We start from the raw sequence: 22,388 nt of genomic DNA, 5'->3' as shown, positions 1-22,388 counted from the left end.
CTCAGGATGTGGGACGCGTCCAGAGATCCACGACACTCACCCCGACCTCGGTCAGTAGGCGGCGAACGAGCGGCAGGCTCAGCCCGATGACACTCGAGGGGTCGCCCTCGATGCCCTCGACGAACCAGCCGCCGAGCCCGTCGAGGGTGAACGCGCCCGCCACCTGCAGTGGCTCGCCGGTGGCGATGTAGGCGTCGAGCTCCTCGGTGCTGGGCCGTCCGAAGTGGACGGTGGTGCGCTGCGTGCCGGCGGTTTCCTTGGTGCGGTGGCCGTTTTCCACGCGGATGATCGCGTGGCCGGTCAGCAGCTCGCCGGAGTTGCCGGCCATCACCTCCCACCGTCGCCGCGCGACCTCGGGCGTCCCGGGCTTGCCGACCATCTCACCGCCGATCGACAGCATCGAGTCGCACGCCACGATCACCGCGTCGGCGTGGATGCCGGCCACCTCGGCGAACACGGCGTTGCCTTTGGCCGCGGCGAGCGCCATCACCAGCTCGTCGGGCGCCGGATCGGTGAGCGCCGCCGCCACGGCGTCCTCGTCGACACCGGACACCACAACACTCGGCTCGAGCCCGGCGGCGCGCAGCAACGCGAGACGGGCGGGGGACTGGGAAGCAAGTACGAGACGCACAGGTGAAAGCTACCGCCCGTAGTGAGAGTTGCCGAATTGTGACCTGCAACACCCGGCCGTCGAGCTAGTTTGTTGTTGCTCACAACATATCGGGCTCAGCTCGCCTCGACGGTATCAAGCCAGATGCCGGGAAGGGACCACGGTGCCGCATGACGGTCCGGGTGACGGAATCCACGCCGCCGACCAGGCTGCGCTCGGCGTGGTGGGCGCGCCTGCGCGCGCCGAAACACCGCGACCCTGTTCGTGCTGGTGGTACTGAGACGCTGAAGAGCTCCCCGCCCCTGCGCGGGTGACTGCGCCGGCGACCGGCTGTCCGTGGCCGGCTCCACCTGCTGCTGCCCCTCGACTTTCTCTCCCGCGGTAAACGTGCCGCCCCTCGGCCCCGGCTCCCGCACCGGTGGCCGAGGTGCGGCACGTCTTTCTGTGCCGTCCCCGCCAAGCCTCGTGAGCGCGAGCCGAAGCCCGCGCCCGTCGAGGCCCGGCGTGCTTGCCGGGTCAGGCAGTGACCGGGGTTTCCGAGGTGGTCGGGGTGGTGGGCGTCGGGGCGGGGCGGGGGGTGACGCGGCGCAGGAAGGACGCCGAGAGGACGCCGAGGATCAGCACGGCGATCGGCAGGATCAGGGTGGCGCGGGCGGCGTCGGTGAGGCCGTTGTGCACGGCTTCGGAGGCGAGGCGGCCCGCTTGGGCGGCGATGTCGGCGGGGAGGCCCGGGATGGGCGCGGGACCCCCGGAGGAGCCGAACTCGCCCGTGGACGCCGCGGCGTGGGCGATGCCGTCGGCGAAGGGCTGGCGGTACTGCTCGGGCAGCTGCGCCGCGGCGGTGGTGGCCTCGTCGGCGATGGAGGCGCTGATGCGGGCCTGCAGGAGCACGCCGATGGCCGCGCTGCCGAGGACGCCGCCGACCTGGCGGGCGGTGTTGAAGATGCCCGACGCGGTGCCGGCGAGCTTGGGCTGCACCGAGGCCATGGTCAGGTTGCTCATCGGGGAGAAGATGCAGCCGATGCCGAGACCGCAGACGAGCAGCGCCGGGATCAGCGCCCACGGGCTGGTGTCCGGGCGGGCCTGCACGGCGATGATGCCGATGCCCAGCGCGAGCAGGGAAAGGCCGCCCATCACGAGGTACTTGCCGTTGATGCGGTCCGACGCGCGGCCCACGAACGGCGCGATGACGCCCGACAGCAGCGACATCGGCGCGGTCAGCGCGCCGGCGAGCGTGGGGCTCAGGCCGAGCACGGTCTGGATGTAGATGATCAGCGGCAGGAACATGCCGGTCATCGTGAAGCCGACGGTCGTGGCCGTGAGTGTGCCCGCGGAGAAGTTGCGGTTGGCGAACACGCCGAGCGGCACCAGCGGTTCGCGGCGGTTGTACTTCTGCCACAGCACGAACGCCACGAGCAGCACCACGCCGGCGCCGATGAACTCGAACACCGTGATGCCGGCGAAGACCGTGCCCCAGTCGTACTGCTGGCCGTTCTGCACGCCGAACACCACGCAGAACAGGCCCGCCGCCGACAGGAAGATGCCGATGAAGTCGAACGCGTGCGAGTTTTTCGGCTGCCAATCGGGCACGAGCAGCACCGTCAGGACGATGGCGATCACGCCGATCGGCACGTTGACGAAGAAGATCCACTCCCAGCCGAGGTGGTCGACCAGTACGCCGCCCAGCAGCGGGCCGGCGATGGTGGCCAGGCCGGCGACGCCGCCCCACGCGCCCATCGCGGGGCCGCGCTTGGCAGGCGGGAACAGGTGCGTGATGAACGCCAGCGTCTGCGGCGTCATCAGCGCGGCGCCGAGGCCCTGCACGGCGCGGGCCGCGATGAGCATCTCGACGCTGCCGGACAGGCCGCACCAGAGCGAGGCGCCGGTGAACACGATCAGGCCGGCGAGGAACACCCGCTTCGGCCCGAAACGGTCACCCAGGCGGCTGGTGAACAGCATCGGCACGGCGTAGGTCAGCAGGTAGACGCTGATCACCCACACCACGGAGTTCAAGCCCGTGTTGAGCTTGCTCAGCATGTTCGGCACGGCGATGGACACGATGGTGGTGTCCAGCAGGATCATGAAGAACCCCAGGCACAACGCGCTCAGCGCGGCCCACGGGTTAGCTTGTCTTGCGTTCATGGTCTTCCTTGGTGATGAGACTGAGGGAGGGCTTCTCGTCCTGGAACCGGATGCGCCCTGAGGCAAGGTCGGCGTACAGGCGTTCGCACCACTCGAGTTCAAAAGCCCGGTGGGCGGCGGCGTAGCGGAAGTCAAGCCAGTAGATCTCGGGGACCGCGTTGTCGCGCACGCGCTCGAACATGACCTGATCCGCCGCGACGCTCGCGCGCAGCAGCGTGAGGCGGTGCTCCAGCTCGGCCAGCGACATGTCCCGGCCGAGGTCGTCGATGACCGCCAGCCCGCTGAGGAACTCCGGGTACTCCTGGGCGACGTCGCCCAGCATCTCCCGCGCTCGCTGCTCGAACACGTCCTTGCCGGCTGCCGTCATCGCGTACACCGTCCGCTCGGGCCGCCGGCCGTCGCGCTGGGTGTCGACGATCTCGACGAAACCGTTGTGCTGCAACCGTTCCACGGTGTGGTAGAGCGACCCGGCCTTCAGCTTCACGCGCTGGTCCACGTACCGCTCGCGCATGAGCTGAGCCATCTCGTAGGGGTGCATCGGCTTCTCGTGGAGAAGCTCCAGCACGGCCACCCCCAGAGCGGTCAGCTTCGCCGCAACCATGGCTGTTGATCCCTTCGAGTGATCCGGCGTGGTTATTCCACGTGGACTATATGCGTGAAGACTGTACGGCTTCGAGTACGAACGGGTCCAGTGTGATTTGCGCTGGTGAGCGCGCTGTCGCGCACGGTGATGGCAAGGCTTGGACCCGATGCCGACACGGTAACCGGCGGCACCGACAAAAACCGCGATCGCTATGCGTGACCAGCGCAAACGACGACGACGCCCGCCGCCCCGGACAGGGGACGACGGGCGTCGAAAGGACTCCCGAACCTCAGTCGGCCACGTGCTGCAGCTGCTTGCGAGCCTCCCTCGCCCGCTTCCCCCACAGCGAGTACCAGCCGGATATCCCGGTGCCCACCGTCAGCGCGGCCGCGCTCAGGCCCAGGGACCAGTGCACCCCCACTGCCGCGCCGAGCAGGCCGACGGTGAACCCGCTGCCGGCGCGCAGGCCGTTGGCGGAGACGTTGTACACCCCGATCACCCGCCCGCGTTCGGCCGGTTTCGCCAGCAGCTGCACCACCGTCTGCCCGATCGACATCGACGCCAGGTTCGCGACCCCGCCGATCACCAGCAGTACCAAGGCGAGTGGATAACTGGCCGTCAGGGCGAAGAACAGGCTCGACAGCCCGTAGATCGCCGTGCTGACCACAGCCGCGAACACGCTCGGTTTGATCCGGCCCGTCGCCTCCAGCAGGATGCCGCCGAGGACGCCTCCGGCGCCGTTGGCGAACAGCAGCACGCCGTACGCGGTGCCGGCGCTGCCCGCGCCCAGGTCCTGGGCGAAGATCGGCATCGAGCTCTGCAGGGACGCACCGACGAAGAAGGCGCCGAGGCCGGCCAGGATGATCATCCCGACCATCGTCGGGTTCGCGCCGACCTCGCGCAGCACCCGCACCGAGTCGAACAGGCCCACGCGCGGGCGCGCCACGATGCCGCCGTCGCGGGTGTGGCCGGTGAACTTGGTGCGGAACAAGAAGATCGTGAGCGGCAGGTAGAACGCGACGTTCACGAAGATCCCCACCACCGGCCCCAGTCCGAGCAGTAGCGCCGACCCGACGACCGGGCCGAAGAGAATCCCCAGGCTGCGGAACGTCGCGTTGAGCCGCACCGCGCTCGGCAGCTCGGCCGGGCCGACGAAGTCGTGCAGCATCAGCTGTTCGCCCGGACCCCAGACCGCGCCCGCGACGCCGTGCAAGATCAGCAGCACGCACGCGCTCCAGACCTGCAGCGAGTCGGTGAGGATCAGCACGCCCCACAGTGCCGACACGAGCATGAACAACACCTGCGCGGCCTGGATGATCCGCCGGCAGTCGTGCCGGTCGGCCAGTCCGCCGAAGTACACCGAGAACAGCAGGAACGGCACCCAGTGGCTGATCACCTCGAAACCGGTGAGCGCGGGCGAGTGGAACTTCTCCCACAGCACCCAGTAGGTGATGACGTGCTCGATGTTGTCGGCCATCATCGCCAGCGCCGCGCCGAACAGGTACGGACGGCAGTCCTTGTTGTACAGCGCGGCGAACTTGCGCGGCGCGGTCGCGACCGCGCCGTCCTTGCCGCCTTCCTCCAGGACGTGCGTCGGCACGCCACACGCGGAACACATGTCGAGTGACCCCCTTTTTGCCGCGGCCTACGCTAGACGCGACGTTGCGTCTTGTCTAGAAGCCGATTAGGCTCGCCGAGGTGGGAAACACCACTGCACCGGACACGCGCCGGCACCACGGGAACCGCTACGGCCGCAGCGAGGACGCACGCCGCGCCGTGCTGGAGGCTGCCGACGACCTGCTGGTGGAACACGGTTTCGCCGGGCTCACGATCGAGCGGATCGCGGCCGCCGCGGGCGTGGCGAAGCAGACGATCTACCGCTGGTGGCCGTCCAAAGTGGACATTCTGCTGGACGCGCTCGGCGACGACCTCGCCGAGGAGCTCGTGCCGCCCGACCACGGCGACCTGCGCCGCGACCTGCGGGAGCACCTCGCGGCCGTCGCGACCTTCCTGACCACGGCCGACGCCGGCGCGGTGTTCCGTGCGCTCATCGGCCAGGCACAGCACGACCCGGAGCTGGCCGCGCGGCTGCGTGCGGAGCAGATCCACGGGCAGCACGAACGCGACCGGCTGCCGTTCGAACGCGCGGTCGCCCGCGGCGAGCTCCCCGCCGACACCGAGCTCGACAGCCTGGTGGAGCAGGCCATCGGGCCCGTCCACTACCGCGTACTGGTCACCGGCGCGCCCGTCACACGCGAGTTCACCGACGCCCTGGCCGACCGCGTCGTGAACGCCTGCGCCGGCATCTGACGCCTGCCCCAATGCGGCGTTGGTTGCGCTGAACGCACCGAACGCCGCATTGGGTGCGTTGGGCGCACCGAACGCCACATTGGGGCGGCTTGGGTCAGCGCGGCAGCGCCGAAGCCGGCCACGCGCCGTCGCCCGGGTGCGGCGTCGTGCTCAGCCGGGTCGCGCGGTCGTTCCACCACGACGTGCGGCGTTGGGGCGCGGGCGAGCCACCCGAAGCGGCCGCCACCGCTGCGACGACGGCGGTGAGGGCCGCGAGTTCGGCGTCGTCCGGGTTGCCGCGGACGACGCGGAGCAGAGGGCGATCGCTCACGGGAGACCTCACAGGGGGATGTTGCCGTGCTTCTTGGGTGGCAGCGTTTCGCGCTTGGTCTTCAGCAGCGCCAACGCCTTCGTGATGTGGCCGCGCGTGTGCGCCGGCACGATCACCGAGTCGACGTACCCGCGCTCGGCGGCGGCGTACGGGTTCAGCAGCGTGTCCTCGTACTCCTGGATCAGCTCGGCGCGCAGCGCGTCCACGTCGCGCCCCTCGGCCGCGGCGGCCGCGAGTGTCTTGCGGTGCACGATGTTCGCCGCGCCTTGGGCGCCCATCACCGCGACCTGCGCGGTCGGCCAGGCCAGGTTGACGTCGGCGCCGAGGTGCTTGGAGCCCATCACGTCGTACGCGCCGCCGTAGGCCTTGCGCGTGATCACCGTGACCAGCGGGACCGTGGCCTCCGCGTAGGCGTAGATCAGCTTCGCGCCGCGGCGGATGATGCCGTTCCACTCCTGGTCGGTGCCGGGCAGGAAACCGGGCACGTCCACGAAGGTGAGCACGGGGATGTTGAACGCGTCGCACGTGCGCACGAACCGCGCGGCTTTCTCCGACGCGGCGATGTCGAGGCAGCCGGCGAACTGCGTCGGCTGGTTCGCGACCACGCCCACGCTCTGCCCGTCGACGCGGCCGAAGCCCACGAGGATGTTGGGCGCGAAGAGCTCGTGGACCTCGAGGAATTCGCCGTCGTCGAGCACGCGGGTGACGACCTCGTGCATGTCGTACGGCGTGTTCGGCGAGTCGGGGATGATCGTGTCGAGCTCGCGGTCGGTGTCGGTCACGTCGTCGAAGAACCCGGCGGGCTCACCCGGCTCGAAGGCCGGCGGCTCGGAAAGGTTGTTCTGCGGCAGGTACGACAGCAGTTCCTTGACGTAGGCGATCGCGTCCTCGTCGTCGGAGCCCAGGTAGTGCGCGACGCCGGACTTGGTGTTGTGCGTGCGCGCGCCGCCGAGCTCCTCGAAGGTCACGTCCTCGCCCGTCACGGTCTTGACGACGTCCGGGCCGGTGATGAACATCTGCGACGTCTCGTCGACCATCACCACGAAGTCGGTGAGCGCGGGGGAGTAGACGTGCCCGCCGGCGTTGGCGCCCATGATCAGCGAGATCTGCGGGATCACGCCCGACGCATGGGTGTTGCGGCGGAAGATCTCGGCGTAGAGGCCGAGGGAGACCACGCCTTCCTGGATGCGCGCGCCACCGCCCTCGTTCATGCCGATGATCGGGCAGCCGGTTTTGATCGCGAGGTCCATGACCTTCACGATCTTCTCGCCGTAGACCTCGCCGAGCGCGCCGCCGAAGACCGTGACGTCCTGGGAGAACACGCACACGGGCCGCCCGTTGACGGTGCCGTAGCCCGACACCACGCCGTCGCCGTACGGGCGGTTCTTCTCCAGCCCGAAGTTCGTGGAGCGGTGGCGCGCCAGCTCGTCGAGCTCGACGAACGAACCCTCGTCGAGCAGCAGGTCGATGCGCTCGCGGGCCGTTTTCTTGCCCTTGGCGTGCTGCTTCTCGATGGCACGCTCGGATCCGGCGTGCACGGCCTCGTCGTAGCGGCGGTAGAGGTCCGCGAGCTTGCCGGCCGTGGTGTGGATGTCCGGTTCTTCCTCGGGTGGAGTCCCGAGCGGCTGCGTCGCACTGCTCATGAAGCGGAGCTTAGCTACCGTCAGGTCGCTTCGCGTGTGGCGTACGCCTCCCCGGGCATAGGCTGGCGGCGTGCTTCCCGTCCGCCCGCTCGGGCCCGTCGACCTGTCCGCCTGCCTCGACCTCGGAGCCGACCGCGACTGGCCGCGGGAGCACCGCAAGTGGTCGATCCTGCTCGACGTCGGCCAAGGCTTCGGCATCGACGCGCCCGACGGCGGGCTCGCCGCCACCTCGATCCTGGTCGAGACGGGACCGGTCGCGTCGATCTCCATGGTGGTGGTCGCTTCCCGGTACGAACGCCAGGGCCTGGGCAGCCGGGTGACCGCGCACGCGGTCGAGGCCGCCGGCGACGCCACGGTGTTCCTGCACGCGAGCGACTTCGGGCTACGGCTCTACGAGTCCCTCGGCTTCGTGGCCGACGGCGGCTGCGAAGGCCACATCGGCGTGCTCGCCGACGACGGTGGTCCGGCTTCGCGGCCGATCACTCCGTCCGACGTGGCCCGGGTGTATTCGCTCGACGCCGGCGCGCAGGGCTTCACCCGGGAGGCGCTGCTGGACCGGCTGCTGTTCGAGGCCGAGCACGTCCACGTGACCGACGACGGCTTCGCGTTCGGCACGGTGCTGGACGGGGTAACGGTGATCGGCCCGGTGGTCGCGCCGGACGAGGAGCAGGCCCGGGCGTTGATCCGCGGCATCGCGCGGGCGGCCGGCGGGCGGATCCGAGTGGACGTGGACCTCGCCCAGCCCGGCCTCTCCGAGTGGTGCCGCGCGTCGGGCCTGCTGCCGATCGGCCCGGCACCACGCCTGGTCCACGGCGGCCGGCCGCTGCCGGGCGAAGCGGCGCGGCGGTTCGCGCCGTACAACCGCGCGCTGGGCTGAGTTTCCCGAGGCGGGCCCGAGTCAGGCGGTTCGGACCGACGCGATCGCGGCCGCCAGCGCCGGGTCGGCGCCCGCCTTGTCGAGCGCGGCCGTGAGGGTGGTGCGGTAGGTCGTCTCGACCTCGGCGTGCCGAGCGCGGCCTGCCTCGGTGATCACGGAGTAGACGCCCCGGCGGTCGTCTTCGCAGAGATCGCGAACGCTCAGGCCCCGCTCCTCCAGCCGCGCGACCATGCGGCTCACCGAGCTCTGGTTCAGCCCTACAGCCTCGGCCAGCTCCTGCATCCGCAGCTCGCCCTTGGGCGCGGCCGCCAGCTTGCCAAGCGCGCGGTACTCGGACAACCCGATGCCGTGCTTGCGTTGCAAGGCTTTTGCCAGCTCCTGCTCGACCCGGGTGTGGAGCTGGAGCAGCCGGCCCCACGAGTCTTCGTCGTTGCTCATCGGTCCTCCCCTTGACGTCAGAGTACATGCAGTGACAACATTTGAATGCACATGCATATAACTGACTGGGGAGAGATCGTGATGGATCGGAGCTTCCTGTTCCTGGTGGCGGCCGCACGCGCCGGGGGCAACACCGAGATGCTGGCCCGACGCGCCGCGAGGGAGGTCCCCCGGCAGCACGAGCAAGTGTGGATCCGGCTGCCGGAGGTGCCGCTGCCCGCGTTCGAAGACCGGCGGCACGGCTTCGGCGAGCACCCGGAGCCGGCGGGCAACGAGAAGGTGCTGATGGACGCGACGTTCGCGGCCACGGACCTGGTGATCGCCTCGCCGGTGTACTGGTACTCGGTGGCGGCGAGCGTGAAGCTGTACCTGGACTACTGGTCGGGGTGGATGCGGGTGCCGGGGGCGGAGTTCAAGGCGCGGATGAAGGGCAAGACACTGTGGGGCGTCAGCGTGCTGAGTGAGGGGCGCGAGCAGGCCGACCCGCTGGTGGGCACGTTGGAGAAGACCGCCGCGTACCTGGGCATGCGCTGGGGCGGTGCGCTGATGGGCAACGGCAGCAGGCCCGGCGACGTACTCGCCGACGACGCGGCCATGAAGTCGGCCGAGGGGTTCTTCGCCCGCGTCGAGACCGCAGTTGTACCTGGACTTCGAGCAGCTCCCGGTGCGCCGTGAACGCGGTCTCGGCGCCGCCGAAAAGTAGCCGCGCCGACGTTCCTCGGCGCCGACGCCGGGCTACCCGCGGCCTACGATCTGGCGCTGCTCGGCATCATGTGGACCACCATGGCCGGTTACCTGCACGCGTTGGCGCTGGTCGGTGGCGAGGGCGGCGGGGGGCTACCGCACGGAAGTGTCCTCTGTGGACATCAATGCGCGCGGGCCGGCGCACCTCGTCGAGGCTTCACGGGGCCTCGACGCAACCGTGCCGGCGGCGGTGCGCGAGCTGTTCGACCGGGCGGTGGCCCGGGGACACGGGGCGCACGGCGTCGCCAGCGTCGTCGAGGTGATCCGGCAGCCCTCAGCCGAGGTGCACGTCCAGGCCTGAGCGGCCGGGTGCCACTTCGGGCCGAAGTACATGGTCACGGCCGTAGTCGCCGCCGTTCTGGGGGCGGAACGGCAACGGGGAAGCCGTCGCGAGATCCCGCAAGCGCGAGCGCAGCGCCGACGCGGCCGACGCGAAGGCGCACGGCGTCATCCGATCCGCGTCGTACACGGCGAAGGGCGGCAGCACCGACATGCCGGTGTAGAAGAGCGTGCCGTGCTGTAGCCCGAACAGCAGGTCGGGCAGCGGGCCGTTCACGCCACGCGGGCCCAGCGCCGGGGCGGGCGAGCCGGTGGTGACCACGACCAGCGCGCGTTTGCCGGCCAGCGCGCCTTCGCCGTAGCGGAGGGTGCGGCCGTCTTCGTCTCGGACGTCGTAGGCGTAGCCCTGCACGAAGACGCGGTCGAACCAGCCTTTCAGCATGGCGGGTGTGCCGTACCACCAGAGCGGGAACTGGAAGACCACGGCATCGGCCCAGGTCAGCTTGGCCTGTTCGGCGCGGACGTCGTCCGGGACCGCGGCGATCTCGTCGACGACCGGGTTCCAGTGCATGGCGTACAGGTCCGACTCGCGCACGTCGTGGCCGAGGGCGCGCAGCGTCGCCAGGCCCTCGTCGCGCAGCGCGCCGCCGAGGGAGTGCGAGTCGGGGTGGGCGAAGAGCCAGAGGACGTTCATGTCGCCAGGGTCGCGCGCGGGCCGACCCGGAAAAAGTGGCCCGATGGACAACCTGTGCAAGAATCGGGCCATGTCCGTTTTCCGGCACCCGGAAAGGCACCACGTGGCGGTGCTCGTGCGCCACGGCATGCTCGTGATGGAGCTCGGCATCGTGCACCGCCTGTTCGGCCAGGCGCGCTCGGCCGAGGGTGAGCCGCTCTACGAGGTGGTCACGTGCACGCCCGAGCCCGGCGACGTCCGCACCGACTCCGACATCGTCATCCCCGTCGCCGCGGGGCCGGAGGCGATCGCCGAGGCCGACACGGTGGTGGTCCCGGCGTCGTCGCTGGAGTACGAGCCCACCGGCCGCGAGTACCCGCCGGCGCTGGCCGGCGCCATCGACCGCATCCGCCCCGACGCTCGCATCGCGTCGATCTGCACCGGCGCCTTCGTGCTCGCGGCCGCGGGCCTGCTCGACGGCCGCCGCGCGACCACGCACTGGCGCTCGGCGTGCGAGTTCCAGCTGGAGTACCCGCGGGTGAAGCTGGACCCCGACGTGCTCTACACCGAGGACGGCAACGTCTTCACCTCCGCCGGCGTCGCATCCGGCATCGACCTCTGCCTGCACCTGATCCGGCGAGACTTCGGCGCGGCCGTGGCCAACGAGGTCGCGCGCGGCACCGTCGTGTCGCCGCACCGCGAGGGCGGGCAGGCGCAATTCATCCGCCGCCCGGTGCCCGAGCCGCAGACCGCGTCGACGGGTGCCGCGCGAGCGTGGGCGCTGGAGCACCTCGATCGGCCGCTGACGCTGCGCGACCTGGCGTCGAAGGAGGCGATGAGCGTGCGCACGTTCACGCGGCGCTTCCGCGAGGAGGTCGGGATCTCGGCGCTGCAGTGGCTCACGCAGCAGCGGGTGGAACGCGCGCGGCAGCTGCTGGAGGAGACGGACCTGCCGATCGACCGCATCGCGACCGACTGTGGCTTCGGCACGGCGGCTTCACTGCGCCAGCACCTGCAGAGCGCGCTCGGGGTGTCGCCCAGCGCCTACCGGAGCACGTTCCGCCGCACGGCGTGAAATCGGCGGTCCGTGGGGCACCCTTCGCCCGGGCCACCCCACGGACCGACCCCCAGAATCCGTCGAAGACGGGGGAGGGACGCCTTCGCTGCGATCCATTTTCCGGTGGGAGCGGGGGTGTTCGGTACCAACCCGACCAGGTCTTACAGAATCTGACAGCGTCAGGGGACGACGGTCACCAGCACGTACACCGGACGCTTCGTCGTGAAGAACTCCGTGCCCGCCGCGTCGACCATCTTCCAGCCGATCCAGCAGCGGCCCGGCGCGTCCGGCGCGCTCACCGGCACGCTGATCATCACGTGCTCGCCGGGCGCGGTGTCGCCGATCAGTACCCGGTCGGGCGTGCGGCAAGTGCCCGGCGCGGGCGGCAGGTCCATGCGCTGCAGGTAGCGCTGGTGCCACGGCACCGAACCCGCGTTCTCGACCTCCCACACCTTCTGCACGGTCACGCCGGCGTGCACCGGCGTGCCGTCCGGCACCGTGACGTCGGCGATGAACTTGGTGTTGTCGCCGGGGATACGGGCGCTCGCGTCGCCCGCCGGAGTGCCCAGCTTGCCGGGGATGACAAACGCGGCCACCGCGGCGAGCACGGCGACCACGGCAGCGCCGACGACCAGCGCGTTCCGCCGGGCCGAGCGCTTGCGCGGCGGCGGGGCGAGGCGGACACCTTCGACGCCCGGTTCGGCAGCATCCGGCTCGGTCGGACTCGCCTCAGCCGGAGTCGCCTCGGCCGGACCCGGCTCGGCCACCGCGTCGGGTTGAGCCACCGCGACGGGTTCCGGCACCGGTGGCACGCCCTTGAGCTCCACCCACCTCGCCCGCCACGGCTCTTCGTCCGCGCCGCACGCCTTCACGAACTCCCGAGTGGTCTCCCACGACGGGAACCGCGTGCCCTTCACCGCCTCGTGCAAGGTGGTGTGGGAGATGCAGCCGGAGCGCTCGGCCATCTTGCGGAACGACGGGTTGCCGGCGCTCGCGCGCAGCGCGGCCAGCTCCGCGGCAAGCACGTCGGCCGGGTCCGGCTCCGCGCTCATCGCTCTCCCTGGGTGTCAGATCCGCTGTGGGAGGACAAGTCTGACACTCGTCGGGGCCCCGGCGACGATCAGCCCAGCGCGGCCGGCGACTCCGCGTCCGGCACCAGCACGCGCGGCACGCCGCTGCCGTCGGCCGGCACCGTCCAGACGTCCGAGTGCTGAGTGCCGCGTGGGATCGCGTACGCGACCGAGTGCTCGTCGAGCCACGCGGCCTGATCGTCGACGCTGCGGCTCTCGGCCAGCGGCGTCACGCGGCCCGACGCGAGGTCGAGCACCGAGAGGCGCCAGCCCTTCGCCGGGTCGTCGTCGATGGCCGACTTGAACGCGATGCGCGTGCTGTCCGGCGACAGCGAGGGGCACTCCACGTTCTCCCGGATCGACCCGATCGTGTGCGCCCGGAAGTCGCCGCGGACCAGGTAGCGGTGTCCGGCGGTGGACATCGTGGCGTAGAAGGTGTGGTCGTCGCGGGTGAAGGTGACGCCCCAGAAGTTGAGGTCCACGGCCTGGTAGGGCTTGCCGTCGAGCGTCACCGCGAAGTCCTCCAGCGACGGCGCGAGCTCGCCCGTGCGCGTGTCGAGGATGCCGGCGCGGGTGGAGAACACGCCGCCGTTGTAGGAGTCGCCGGTGACGAACACCGTCCACGCCACCAAGTTGCCGCTCGGCGAGACGCGCGCGCGGTTGGGCAGGCCGACCAGCGGGATCTCGCGCTTCGACGTGAGCCCGGAGTCGAGCACGGCCAGCTGGTACGTGGTCAGGTCGCCGTCCTGGCGCAGACACAGGCCGGTGCCCGCGGCGGCGTAGACGCGCGCGCACGTCACCGGCGACACCGCGCGCGGGCCGCCCGGATCCGTCGAAGACACCGTGACGACGTGGCCGCGCGAGGCGTCGGCCGTGCTGCGCACCAGCAACCGCGGGCCGGGAGCCAGGGACACCGTGCCGGTGGCCGCGACGTCGCGGTTGCGCGCCGCCGCCATCCCGACGTACACCGCCGCCGCGGCGATCAGCACCACGACGCCCGCCACCGCCACCAAGATCCGCGTTTTCATCGCACCTTCCGAAGGAGTCCGAACGTCACCACGATCGCGAGCACGGCCGCGCCCGCCGCCACGGCCATCGACGGCCCGATGCCCCACACCTGCCACGCCAGCCCGAACAGCGCGGACGAGACGAAGTACGCCACGGCCTGGCCGGTCTGGATGAGCGAGATGCCCGTGGTGCGCAGGGCTTCCGGCAGCACCGGTCCCGCCAGTGCCATCAGCACGCCGTCGGTGGCCGCGTAGAACGCGCCGTAGAGCGCGAGCGACACCACCACGAGCGGCCAGCCCGACACGGGCCCGGCCAGCAGCAGATACACCACGACCAGCGCGCCGTAACCGCAGAGCACCACCGGCAGCCGCCCGAACCGGTCGGCCAGCGCGCCCAGCGGCGCCGCTAGCACGAGGTAGGCGAGGTTCGTGCCCACGGCCAGCAGCGGGAACCAGCCCGTGCCGATGTCCTCGCGGCGTTGCAGCAGCAGGTAGACGAAGCCGTCGCCGATGGTCGCCGTGCCGAGCACGCAGGCGGCGATCAGCAGCCGCCGCACCGGCGCGGACTTCAGCAACGCTGCCGCCGCACGAGGGGACACCGTGCCCGTGGCCGGGCGCGGCGTGCGGTGGTCCCGCACGAAGAGGATCAGCAGCAGCACGCCGATCGCCGCGATGCAGAAGCTGGTGACGAACACGGCGTCGAACGCGTCGGTGCTCGAAGCGCCGACCAGCGCGAGCACGCCCAGCGCCACGAGCGGTCCCGCGAACGCACCGGCGCTGTCCATCGCGCGGTGCACGCCGAACGCGCGCCCGAGCATGTCCTGCGGCGCCGACAAGGTGATCAGCGCGTCGCGCGGAGCCGTGCGCAGGCCCTTGCCGGTGCGGTCGGCGGTGATCACCGCGCCGATCGCACCCGCCGACGCGCCGGCCGCGACGAGGCCCAGCTTCGCGAGGGCCGAGATCGCGTAGCCGATCCCGGCGATGGTCTTGCGCCGGCTCACGCGGTCGGCGAGGTAGCCGCCGACGAGCCGCAACAGCGCCGTCGCGCCGGTGTAGAGGCCGTCGACGAGGCCGTAGATCGCGGGGCTCAGGTGCAGGCTGAGGACGAGGTAGATGGGCAGCACCGCCGTGACCATCTCCGAGGAGATGTCCGTGACGAGGCTGACGGTGCCGAGCGCGAGCACGTTCGCGGCGATCTTCCCTCGGGAGACCTTGTGCTCGCTGCGGCCGATGGTGGAGAGGTACACGCCACGCGCCCTTCTGGAGCCGCGGGCGCGCCCACTGTGTCTACAGTGGACGCGCCCGCGGAGGGATCACTGCCAGGCGTCGAGGATCGGCGACTTGCTCGCCGCGCCCGCGATCCCCGGCAGGCCGTAGGAGGCCTCGATGGTGCGCAGGACCGTGTAGTGGTTGATGGATTCGGAGTAGCTGCCCGGCTTCACGTGGGCACCGGTGAACGTGGTGTAGATCTGGTTGACCGAGGTGCCGCTGTCCTCGTCGAACGTGACGATCAGCAGGCTGTTGTGCGTCTTGGCCCACTGCGCGTACGAGTCGAGGTGGCTCTTGAGCCAGGTGTCACCCGTGCCGATCGAGCAGTCGTGCATGTCGCTGCACATGTTCGGCGTCACGAACGAAACGGTGGGCAGCTTCGTGTAGTCGGTGGGGAAGCTGGAGTAGCGGACGTTGCTGGCCGCCGGGACGTTCGAGAAGTCCACCCAGCTGTTGTGCTTGCGCTGGTAGTTGCCGCTGACGCAGCCGGTGTAGCCGTCGGACGGCATGGACTCCGAGTAACCCTTGAACGTCTTGCCGGCGCCGATCAGCTGCTGGCCGAGGTTGGCCTTGCTGCCGAGGTTGGCGGGGCAGGAGTCGCTCGTGACGCCCTGGGTGGCGCCGGAGAACAGGGCGACGTAGTTGGGCTGGCTCGGGTGGGTGATGGCGAAGGAGCTGGTGAACTTCGCGCCCTGGCTGGCCAGGGAAGTGAAGTACGGGGCGGCCGATGAGGTGATGGACGAGGCCTTCTTGTTCTCGAACATCACCAGCACGATGTGGTCGAACGCCGGCACGGCCGCGGCGGCGGGCGCCACGTCCGGTTCGGCGGTGTTCGTGACGGCAGCCGTCACCACGCCGGCTGCGGCCAGCGTCGCCGCGGCGAGCGCGGCCACGATCCGCTTGCGGATCATGAGTCCTCCTGGGTCGGGGGGAAGGGCGACTCATGATGGGGACGCCAGCGGGCCGGCACGTGCCCGGTTGGGGTCCGGTGTGTGGTCGGAAAATGAACAACAAGGGGGTGGAGTAGCGCATTCGTCCACTTGGCGCGCGGATGGCCGCTTCAGACCGTGGCGACCAGGAAGTCCTCTCCGGTGGACGGCCGCAAGCCGTCCGCGCGGCCGGCGAAGTACCGCTCGGCCAGGGCGGTTCCGGAGACGTGGCGGACGTCGGCGAACCCCGCGTCCCGGGCCGCCGCCAGCATTTCCTCCGGACGGTAGAAGCTGACGAACGGGGTGCCGGCGGCTTTCGCGCCGTCCTGGCTCGCGCGCAGGCCGGGACGGTCGGTGGTGTCGAGCAGCTCCGGGGGTAGGAGGAAGGTCATGGCCAGCGTCGTGCCCTTCGCCAGGCCGGCGACGGCGCGCAGGGTTTCTGTCGTGGTGGCCTTCGACAGGTACATGCTCACGCCCGTGGACGCGAACACCGCGGGTTGCGTCGAGTCGAAGCCGGCGGCCGTCAGCTCGGCGGGCCACGACCGGCCGGATTCGAAGTCGACGGGCACCAGCGTCGGCAGTGGGTAGCCGAGGGCTCGCAGGCGCTCGCGTTTCCACGCCTGGGTGCCGGGTTGGTCGATCTCGAAGACGGTGGTCTCCCCGGGGTGACGCTGGGCGAACGAGTCGAGGCCGGCACCGAGGATCACGTACTGGCTCGCGTTTCGTTCGAGCACCAGCTCCTCGACGAACCGGGCCCGCGCGACCATGCTCGCCCGGAACCCTTGTGTGGCAAAGGGGTCCATGTCCGGTCGTTGCCGCCAGCCCTCGTCGGGTGCCGCGAGCTCCAGGCCGACACGGTCCTTGAACACGTGCGGCGCGGCGTCCCACCTCGAGATGCAGAGCGCGCCACAACGCGGTGCGCAGCGCGGTGTTGTCGACACTCATGCTTGCAGCGTCCACAAGCGACCGTCGGGATCGCGCACGGTCATCTCTTCCGTGCCGTAGTGCGTGGGTTCGTACGGGGTCACGACCTCGACGTCCGGGCCCGGTTCGGCCGCGCCGGGCGCCTTGAGCACGAGCCGCGTGCGCGTCTCCTGCGTCTGCGCCACCTCGGCGATGAACACGGACGCCCCCTGCTTGCCGCGGAACTGCCCGGAGTGGTGGTCGGTCTCGAACTCCAGCTTGAACCCCAGCGACTGGAGGAACTTCGCGGCCTTGCCCCAGTTGTGCGTTTCGAGGAACACGGCCTCGATGCCTTCGGTGGTCATTCGCCCTCCTGTCCGAGGTATTCGCGCAGCGCTTCTGCGACCAGCGCGGACAGCGACGAGCCCGTCTCGATCGCGCGGATCTTCACCTGCTTGATCAGGCTGACCGGCAGGTACACGTTGAACTGCTTCACGTCCTCGTCGCTCACGCTCACGAAGCTAGCAAGCTAGCAAGCTAGCAAGCTAGCAAGCTAGCCGGCAACGGTTCGCCGCCAATCGGACGGGCTGACGCCACGGGCGCGCTTGAACGCCACGCTGAACGCGAACGCGTCGGTGTAACCGGTCTCGCGGGCGACTTGGGCAATGGGATTTTCCGTGTCCCGCAACAGATCCGCGGCCAGCGTCATGCGCCAGCCGGTGAGGTAGGTCAGCGGCGGCTCGCCGACGAGCGTCGCGAACCGAGCGGCGAACGCGGCTCTCGACAAGCCGACTTTGGCGGCCAGTTCACCGACCGTCCACCGGTGCGCTGGATCGCCGTGCAGCAGCCGCAGCGCTTCGCCGACGCCCGGGTCGGCCAGCGCGCGGTACCACGACGGCGGGGTCGGAGACTCGGCGCACCAGGCCCGCAATGCCTGCACCAGCACCAGATCCAGCAGCCGGTTGAGCGCGGCGTCCTGGCCCGGTTCGTCGCGGGAGACCTCGGCGGCGAGCAGGTCGAGCGTCGCGCCGGTGCGTGGTCCCGCCGGCACCACGGCCAGCTCCGGCAGGAGGGCGAGGAGCCGGTCGCTGACCTCGCCGTGGAGTTCGTAAGCGGCCCGGAGCATCACGGGCGCACCGGGCAGCCCGTCGCCATACGTGCGCGGGGCGAGAAACCAGTGCTCCGTCGTCGGTTCCCCGCTGGGCAGGTACTTGCGGTTGCCGCGGATCGTGACCTGCTCGGCCGTGCCCGGGTCGTCGGCGATCGTGTAGTCGCGGCTGGTGACCAGCGCGATGTCGCCGGCTTCGAGGCGCACCGGCTCGCGGCCGACCCGGATCGACGCGGGACCGCCGAGTGTGGCCATCACGGTGAGCGCGGGCGCTTCGGCGTAGGCGACCGACCACGGCGGGCGCTGGACCAGCTGGCGCACCAGCGCGGTCCTCGCGCGGGCGCGGTGCAGGAGGTCGGTGAGCACGTCCATGACCACGACGGTAGACGATCGCAAAGGAATCCTGGACCGTCGACCATGGATGGTCTGGCTTCGGGGGAGTTGGCTGGTCACCATGACCAAGTCGCTAGTCGTGTTCGGAGCCGGCCCGGGAGTCGGGCGCGCCATCGCCCGCCGCTACGGAAAGGCGGGTTACGACGTCGTCCTCATCGCGCGCCGCCGGACTCCGCTGGAGGAGTTCGCCGCCGTGCTGACGGCCGACGGCAGCACCGCCCACGTGCTCACCGCCGATCTGTCCGAAACCGCTTCGATCCCCGCTCTCGCCACGCGGATCCGCACGCTGGTCGGCGACCCCGACGTCGTCTACTACGCCCCTTCACCCGGCGACCCGGACTTCACCTCCGCGGCGTCCCTCACCTCCGCCCGGCTGCACGCCGTGCTGCCGCTGGCCCTCGACACCCTCATCGCCGTCGTCGCGGAGTTCCTCCCCGCCATGCTCGCTCGCGGCGACGGCGCGATCCTCACCGCACAGGGCGCCGCCGCCGTCCGCGGCCGGCCCCACATGAGCGGCTGGGGGCCACTGCTGGCCGCGCAACGCAACTACCTCCAGTCGCTGGCCGCGGAGGTCGCCGACCAGGGCGTGATCGTCGGTCAGCTCCACATCGGCGCCCGCATCACCGGCACGCCGTTCGACGACCGCTACCGCGCGTCGGGCCGGCCGGAAAACGCCTTCCCCGCCGCCGAGCCGGCCGACCTGGCGGAGCTGCTGTGGACCATGCACGCCGACCGCAAACCGCAGGAGCTGCTGGTCCCTTCCGACTGGTGACGCGGTTCCGGCCGCCGTAACTCGGTTGAGCGCCGTCGTACGGTGATCGGTGCCAGGGAAACTCGTCGAAGGAGCCGGACGTGCCATTCACCGATTCGACCGAACCGGTTCCCCCGGAGCTGAAGACCGACGAGTTCTTCTTGCGGCCGATCGTGGTCGGTGACACGGAGAAGGACTACGCCGCCGTGATGGAAACGCGGGAGCCCCTGCGGTTGTGGCGGCAGTCGACGTGGCCCGAGGACGAGTTCACGGTGGAGGAGAACCGGATAGACGTCGTCGACATGGAAGAACGCCATGCCGCGCACCGTGCGTTCAACTACACGGTGCTCGACCCGGCCGGCACCAGGTGCGTGGGCTGCGTCTACGTTTTCCCCCGACCGCCACGTTCCTCGCGAAGTCGACGGTGATTCCCGTCGGGGACGACGAGTGGGCGGACCTCGACGCGGTCGTCTTCTTCTGGGTCCGGCTGCCCGAAATGGAGAAGGGTATGGACGGACGCCTTCTCGCGGCGCTGCGCGCGTGGTTCAGGGACGAGTGGAAGCTCGAGAAGACCGGCTACGCCACGAGTGAGCCGTTCACCCAGCAAGTGGAGCTCCTGAGGCACACCGATCTGAGCCTGAAGTTCGAGCTGATCGAGCCCGGCAATCCGGGAAAGCGGCTCGTCTTCGGTTGAGCGGCCCCAAACCGGGTGCTCAGCCCAGTTCGGGGAACACGCGGCGGCGCAGGCGCAGGTCCTTCGCGTTCCCGGCGGCCGATCGGTCGGGCGGCGGCCCCTCGGCCTCCGGGCCGGGCACTCCCTGGGCGACGCGCCGGGTGTTCGGCGCCTTCTCCAGGGAGTGCGCGCGGTATCGCCACCGCTTGGCGCGGCGGGGCTGGACCCGGCCCGACAGTGCCGCGGGGGCCGGGAGCTCCGGGAACAGCCCGGCCAGGAACTCGACCTCCGCGTAGGGCCGGGAGCCCGTCGCGTCGACCGACCAGACGTACAAGGTCACCCACCGGTCGGCGGCGACCCGCATGGCGTACACGTCGCCCGCCGCGGCCGGTTCCGTGCCGACCGATCGCGCAACCGTGCCCGTGCGGGCCAGCTCCCGGACCCGTTTTCCGACGGCGGCTGCGATCGTCGAGCCCGCCGCCGGGCGCGGCGCGTCGAGATCCACGTCGCCGGTGTCGAAGTCCGCGAACACCTCGCGCACGACGTCCTCGCGCAGCCCCTCCGACGATCGCCACCACGCCAGCGGTCCCTGGACCTCGATCCGGTCGTTCGGCCGCTGGTCCCGCTCGACGTAGTCCGACCAGCGCCGCACCAACCCGGGGTGGTCCGCGGTGGCCACCACGCCGACGAGCGCGAGCTCCTCGAGCACGCTGCCGTAGGCGTGGACCGAGGTCGTGTCCAGCAGCCGGTGGCGCTTGAGCTCCGTGCGAGCAGCCCCGTAGCCCTTGCCGGCGGGCAAGGTCCGAAGCACGGTCAGCACCGCCCGCAGCAACCAGCGGTCGTGCTCGGACGGGACCGGACGCGGCTGCCCGGCCAGCTCTTCCAAAGCCAGAACGTGTCCTGGCACGTCCCCGTCGATCGGCGCGCCCTCGGTGTGCCGCCGGTACCAGGCGTCCGTCGGGGCGAGCACCGGCGACGCCTTCGTCCCGCACACGCGGCAGACGTCCGATCCCCGATACGAACGGACTCGTGCTCGGGCAGCTCGCGGGCGAGGAGGACCCCGGTCAGCGCCGGGCGCCACGCCCACGACGCTGACCACAGCCCGGTAACCCACACCGACGCGGCCCCACGGACGTCCCACGCGGCCCCGAGCTCCCGGAGAGTGGCGACCGCGTCGTCGTGGGTGGTCCGCCGCAGCGCGTCGTGCGGACGACCGGCGGCAGCCAGCACGTCCGCGTCGGGCCTCGTCGCGTCCGTCACCCTCGGCAGGGAAACTCCGGCGTCCTTCCGGAACGTCCGGTCCGCGCCCACCCGTGCGTAGCGCGCGAGCAGATCGACCAGCTGTTCACCGGATTCCTGGCTGTGCACGGCGAAAGGCTAACCGAGCTCACCGTCGCCAAGACGGTTGAAATAACGGTGATCAGGCCGGGCGGCCCGCGCCCGCGTAGTCGTCGCCGCGGGAGTGGTAGGTGTGGATCTGGATGGCCTGGCCCTCGGTGGGCGCGTTGATCATCAGGCCGTTGCCCAGGTACAGGCCGACGTGGTGGATGCGCGTGGCGGGGGAGCCGTAGAAGACGAGGTCGCCGAGCTGGGGTTCGCCGGTGACCGGGGGCAGGGCGCGGAACTGGCTGTCGGCCGTGCGGGGCAGCGCGACGCCGGCGCTGTCGTACGACGCCTTCGTCAGGCCGGAGCAGTCGAAGCCCGCGGCGCCGGCGTCGGGACCGTTGCCGCCCCAGACGTAGGGGAGGCCGAGCTGGCCGAGGGCGAAGCGGGTGGCGCGCACGGCCGGGCTGTTCGCCTTCGCAGGGTCGAGCGAGAGCGTGGCGTAGAGCTGCGCGTTGCCGAGCACGCGCTGGCGGAACAGCTCGGTGTCCTTGCTCGCGTACGAGGCGATCGACTTCCACCAGCCCGTGCCCGCGGACAGATCGGCGCCGCCGGCGCACAGGGCGCGGCCCGCGGCGACCGAAGCCGAGCTGGGGTCGGTCAGGGCGGGCTTGTCGATGCCGGGGATCTTCGCGCCGTACTTCTTCCACGCCGCCGGCGAGAGGCCCATCGGGTTGTCGCCGTGGCGGCCGTGGTCGGAGCCGGCCTCGCCGACGCCCGCGAGCGTCACCCACGACAGGTGGCAGCCTGGATCTTCGGAGCGCAGTGCGAGCTCGCCGTTGGCGTAGCCGATCAGCGCGTCGGCCGGGATGTCGAGGGGGCCGGCCAGCGACTCGGCCCACTGCTGCAACGGCGTCTTGCCGCCACCGCCGGAGGCGCCCTGCCCGGGTTCCTGCGCCGCGACGGGCGCGCTCACCTCGAGCACCGACGGTCCGGCCTGAGCCGTGGCGGCGGTCGCGACGGGAGTCTGCGGCGCGGGTTGGTCACGGTCGGCCACGAGCCAGCCCGCGGTGACGAGGCCGGCCACGAGCGGCAGCGCGACCAGTCCACGGTGGACCGCACCGCGCGCCCAGGACTTGCCCGCCCCCTTGCCGGCAGCGGGAGACGAGGGCACGGCACCTTCTTCCGGCACGGCGTTTGAATCGGGCACAGCAGTCGAGTCGAACACAGCGCTGTGCTCGGGGTCAGGCGGCGTCACGGCGTCCAATCTAGGAGAGCGCACCTCTACGTAACGAG

At 70.8% G+C, this 22,388-nt stretch carries 25 protein-coding genes and 1 pseudogene; 8 read left to right on the top strand and 18 right to left on the bottom strand.

The window, feature by feature from the left end:
* Position 1: 1 nt before the first annotated feature.
* The 4 genes from QRX50_RS02830 to QRX50_RS02815 form a co-directional block, all read right to left on the bottom strand.
* Positions 2-631 (bottom strand): Maf family protein, encoded by a 630-nt coding sequence (locus QRX50_RS02830; RefSeq protein ID WP_285970433.1) that lies wholly within the window; start codon positions 629-631, stop codon positions 2-4.
* 495 nt (positions 632-1,126) lie between these two features.
* Positions 1,127-2,752: a DHA2 family efflux MFS transporter permease subunit gene (locus QRX50_RS02825; protein ID WP_285970432.1), complete on the bottom strand. Its 1,626-nt coding sequence runs from the start codon at positions 2,750-2,752 to the stop codon at positions 1,127-1,129.
* Complete coding sequence (locus QRX50_RS02820; protein WP_285970431.1) at positions 2,733-3,353, bottom strand: PadR family transcriptional regulator; 621 nt, start codon at positions 3,351-3,353, stop codon at positions 2,733-2,735. The genes QRX50_RS02825 and QRX50_RS02820 overlap by 20 nt, the downstream gene beginning before the upstream one ends.
* Positions 3,354-3,624: 271 nt before the next feature.
* Positions 3,625-4,935: an MFS transporter gene (locus QRX50_RS02815; RefSeq protein ID WP_285970430.1), complete on the bottom strand. Its 1,311-nt coding sequence runs from the start codon at positions 4,933-4,935 to the stop codon at positions 3,625-3,627.
* Positions 4,936-5,033: 98 nt separating this feature from the next.
* Here QRX50_RS02815 and QRX50_RS02810 point away from each other — a divergent pair, with 98 nt between their 5' ends.
* Complete coding sequence (locus tag QRX50_RS02810; RefSeq protein WP_285970429.1) at positions 5,034-5,645, top strand: TetR/AcrR family transcriptional regulator; 612 nt, start codon at positions 5,034-5,036, stop codon at positions 5,643-5,645.
* Positions 5,646-5,739: 94 nt separating this feature from the next.
* Here the strand turns inward: QRX50_RS02810 and QRX50_RS02805 are convergent, their stop codons facing one another.
* Together QRX50_RS02805 and QRX50_RS02800 are read right to left on the bottom strand one after the other, a co-directional pair.
* Positions 5,740-5,955, bottom strand: a complete 216-nt coding sequence (locus tag QRX50_RS02805) for an acyl-CoA carboxylase subunit epsilon (protein WP_285970428.1) — start codon at positions 5,953-5,955, stop codon at positions 5,740-5,742.
* 8 nt (positions 5,956-5,963) lie between these two features.
* The gene (locus QRX50_RS02800; protein ID WP_220246313.1) at positions 5,964-7,598 is read right to left on the bottom strand and encodes an acyl-CoA carboxylase subunit beta; all 1,635 of its coding nucleotides are present in this window, start codon (positions 7,596-7,598) and stop codon (positions 5,964-5,966) included.
* Positions 7,599-7,668: 70 nt separating this feature from the next.
* Between QRX50_RS02800 and QRX50_RS02795 the strand changes: the two genes are divergently transcribed.
* Positions 7,669-8,475 (top strand): GNAT family N-acetyltransferase, encoded by an 807-nt coding sequence (locus tag QRX50_RS02795; protein WP_285970427.1) that lies wholly within the window; start codon positions 7,669-7,671, stop codon positions 8,473-8,475.
* A gap of 21 nt (positions 8,476-8,496) precedes the next feature.
* On the opposite strand, the gene QRX50_RS02790 is transcribed toward QRX50_RS02795, so the two are convergent.
* On the bottom strand, positions 8,497-8,913 hold the full coding sequence (locus QRX50_RS02790; protein ID WP_285970426.1) for a MarR family winged helix-turn-helix transcriptional regulator: 417 nt from the start codon (positions 8,911-8,913) through the stop codon (positions 8,497-8,499).
* An 81-nt stretch (positions 8,914-8,994) separates the two neighbouring features.
* Between QRX50_RS02790 and QRX50_RS02785 the strand changes: the two genes are divergently transcribed.
* Both QRX50_RS02785 and QRX50_RS02780 read left to right on the top strand, forming a co-directional pair.
* Entirely contained in the window at positions 8,995-9,588 is a 594-nt protein-coding gene (locus QRX50_RS02785; protein ID WP_285970425.1) for a flavodoxin family protein, read from the top strand.
* 96 nt (positions 9,589-9,684) lie between these two features.
* Positions 9,685-9,958 (top strand): annotated as a pseudogene (locus QRX50_RS02780) (imine reductase family protein).
* Here QRX50_RS02780 and QRX50_RS02775 read toward each other — a convergent pair.
* Positions 9,932-10,630 (bottom strand): NAD(P)H-dependent oxidoreductase, encoded by a 699-nt coding sequence (locus QRX50_RS02775; RefSeq protein WP_285970423.1) that lies wholly within the window; start codon positions 10,628-10,630, stop codon positions 9,932-9,934. The pseudogene QRX50_RS02780 and the gene QRX50_RS02775 sit on opposite strands and share 27 nt — an antisense overlap.
* Before the next feature lie 70 nt (positions 10,631-10,700).
* Here QRX50_RS02775 and QRX50_RS02770 point away from each other — a divergent pair, with 70 nt between their 5' ends.
* Positions 10,701-11,684 (top strand): GlxA family transcriptional regulator, encoded by a 984-nt coding sequence (locus tag QRX50_RS02770; protein WP_285970422.1) that lies wholly within the window; start codon positions 10,701-10,703, stop codon positions 11,682-11,684.
* 161 nt (positions 11,685-11,845) lie between these two features.
* Here QRX50_RS02770 and QRX50_RS02765 read toward each other — a convergent pair whose 3' ends face one another.
* The 8 genes from QRX50_RS02765 to QRX50_RS02730 all read right to left on the bottom strand — a co-directional run bounded on the left by QRX50_RS02765 (position 11,846) and on the right by QRX50_RS02730 (position 18,324).
* On the bottom strand, positions 11,846-12,718 hold the full coding sequence (locus QRX50_RS02765) for an NBR1-Ig-like domain-containing protein (RefSeq protein WP_285970421.1): 873 nt from the start codon (positions 12,716-12,718) through the stop codon (positions 11,846-11,848).
* Between the two features lie 68 nt (positions 12,719-12,786).
* The gene (locus tag QRX50_RS02760) at positions 12,787-13,764 is read right to left on the bottom strand and encodes a TolB family protein (RefSeq protein WP_285970420.1); all 978 of its coding nucleotides are present in this window, start codon (positions 13,762-13,764) and stop codon (positions 12,787-12,789) included.
* Positions 13,761-14,990 (bottom strand): MFS transporter, encoded by a 1,230-nt coding sequence (locus tag QRX50_RS02755; protein ID WP_285970419.1) that lies wholly within the window; start codon positions 14,988-14,990, stop codon positions 13,761-13,763. Before QRX50_RS02755 ends, QRX50_RS02760 begins: the two co-directional genes overlap by 4 nt.
* A gap of 66 nt (positions 14,991-15,056) precedes the next feature.
* Positions 15,057-15,923, bottom strand: coding sequence for an alkaline phosphatase family protein (locus tag QRX50_RS02750; protein ID WP_285970418.1), 867 nt, complete (start codon positions 15,921-15,923; stop codon positions 15,057-15,059).
* 149 nt (positions 15,924-16,072) lie between these two features.
* A complete protein-coding gene (locus QRX50_RS02745) occupies positions 16,073-16,810 on the bottom strand; it encodes a class I SAM-dependent methyltransferase (protein WP_353074084.1) in 738 nt (245 codons plus the stop codon).
* A gap of 72 nt (positions 16,811-16,882) precedes the next feature.
* Entirely contained in the window at positions 16,883-17,209 is a 327-nt protein-coding gene (locus tag QRX50_RS02740) for a VOC family protein (RefSeq protein ID WP_285970417.1), read from the bottom strand.
* Entirely contained in the window at positions 17,206-17,355 is a 150-nt protein-coding gene (locus QRX50_RS02735) for a ribbon-helix-helix domain-containing protein (protein WP_285970416.1), read from the bottom strand. The genes QRX50_RS02740 and QRX50_RS02735 overlap by 4 nt, the downstream gene beginning before the upstream one ends.
* 42 nt (positions 17,356-17,397) lie before the next feature.
* Complete coding sequence (locus tag QRX50_RS02730; protein WP_285970415.1) at positions 17,398-18,324, bottom strand: AraC family transcriptional regulator; 927 nt, start codon at positions 18,322-18,324, stop codon at positions 17,398-17,400.
* 82 nt (positions 18,325-18,406) lie between these two features.
* Here QRX50_RS02730 and QRX50_RS02725 point away from each other — a divergent pair, with 82 nt between their 5' ends.
* The 3 genes from QRX50_RS02725 to QRX50_RS02715 all read left to right on the top strand — a co-directional run bounded on the left by QRX50_RS02725 (position 18,407) and on the right by QRX50_RS02715 (position 19,790).
* On the top strand, positions 18,407-19,117 hold the full coding sequence (locus QRX50_RS02725) for an SDR family NAD(P)-dependent oxidoreductase (protein ID WP_285970414.1): 711 nt from the start codon (positions 18,407-18,409) through the stop codon (positions 19,115-19,117).
* An 80-nt stretch (positions 19,118-19,197) separates the two neighbouring features.
* Positions 19,198-19,524: a hypothetical protein gene (locus QRX50_RS02720; RefSeq protein ID WP_285970413.1), complete on the top strand. Its 327-nt coding sequence runs from the start codon at positions 19,198-19,200 to the stop codon at positions 19,522-19,524.
* Entirely contained in the window at positions 19,521-19,790 is a 270-nt protein-coding gene (locus QRX50_RS02715; RefSeq protein WP_285970412.1) for a hypothetical protein, read from the top strand. Before QRX50_RS02720 ends, QRX50_RS02715 begins: the two co-directional genes overlap by 4 nt.
* 19 nt (positions 19,791-19,809) lie before the next feature.
* Here QRX50_RS02715 and QRX50_RS02710 read toward each other — a convergent pair whose 3' ends face one another.
* Entirely contained in the window at positions 19,810-20,739 is a 930-nt protein-coding gene (locus QRX50_RS02710) for a hypothetical protein (protein WP_285970411.1), read from the bottom strand.
* Between the two features lie 450 nt (positions 20,740-21,189).
* Positions 21,190-22,266, bottom strand: coding sequence for a C40 family peptidase (locus QRX50_RS02705; protein ID WP_285970410.1), 1,077 nt, complete (start codon positions 22,264-22,266; stop codon positions 21,190-21,192).
* Positions 22,267-22,388 lie beyond the last annotated feature (122 nt).

It is taken from the genome of Amycolatopsis sp. 2-15 (genome assembly GCF_030285625.1).
GTDB classification, from domain to species: domain Bacteria; phylum Actinomycetota; class Actinomycetes; order Mycobacteriales; family Pseudonocardiaceae; genus Amycolatopsis; species Amycolatopsis carbonis.
The sequence above is the reverse complement of the archived record's forward strand: the minus strand, read 5'-3'. Positions and strand labels throughout refer to the sequence as shown.

Coding starts and splice junctions, on each gene's coding strand:
- QRX50_RS02825 (WP_285970432.1), bottom strand. CDS start 2,752: ATGAACGCAAGACAAGCTAACCCGTGGGCCGCGCTGAGCGCGTTGTGC.
- QRX50_RS02820 (WP_285970431.1), bottom strand. CDS start 3,353: ATGGTTGCGGCGAAGCTGACCGCTCTGGGGGTGGCCGTGCTGGAGCTT.
- QRX50_RS02800 (WP_220246313.1), bottom strand. CDS start 7,598: ATGAGCAGTGCGACGCAGCCGCTCGGGACTCCACCCGAGGAAGAACCG.
- QRX50_RS02790 (WP_285970426.1), bottom strand. CDS start 8,913: ATGAGCAACGACGAAGACTCGTGGGGCCGGCTGCTCCAGCTCCACACC.
- QRX50_RS02785 (WP_285970425.1), top strand. CDS start 8,995: ATGGATCGGAGCTTCCTGTTCCTGGTGGCGGCCGCACGCGCCGGGGGC.
- QRX50_RS02775 (WP_285970423.1), bottom strand. CDS start 10,630: ATGAACGTCCTCTGGCTCTTCGCCCACCCCGACTCGCACTCCCTCGGC.
- QRX50_RS02770 (WP_285970422.1), top strand. CDS start 10,701: ATGTCCGTTTTCCGGCACCCGGAAAGGCACCACGTGGCGGTGCTCGTG.
- QRX50_RS02765 (WP_285970421.1), bottom strand. CDS start 12,718: ATGAGCGCGGAGCCGGACCCGGCCGACGTGCTTGCCGCGGAGCTGGCC.
- QRX50_RS02760 (WP_285970420.1), bottom strand. CDS start 13,764: ATGAAAACGCGGATCTTGGTGGCGGTGGCGGGCGTCGTGGTGCTGATC.
- QRX50_RS02750 (WP_285970418.1), bottom strand. CDS start 15,923: ATGATCCGCAAGCGGATCGTGGCCGCGCTCGCCGCGGCGACGCTGGCC.
- QRX50_RS02740 (WP_285970417.1), bottom strand. CDS start 17,209: ATGACCACCGAAGGCATCGAGGCCGTGTTCCTCGAAACGCACAACTGG.
- QRX50_RS02730 (WP_285970415.1), bottom strand. CDS start 18,324: ATGGACGTGCTCACCGACCTCCTGCACCGCGCCCGCGCGAGGACCGCG.
- QRX50_RS02725 (WP_285970414.1), top strand. CDS start 18,407: ATGACCAAGTCGCTAGTCGTGTTCGGAGCCGGCCCGGGAGTCGGGCGC.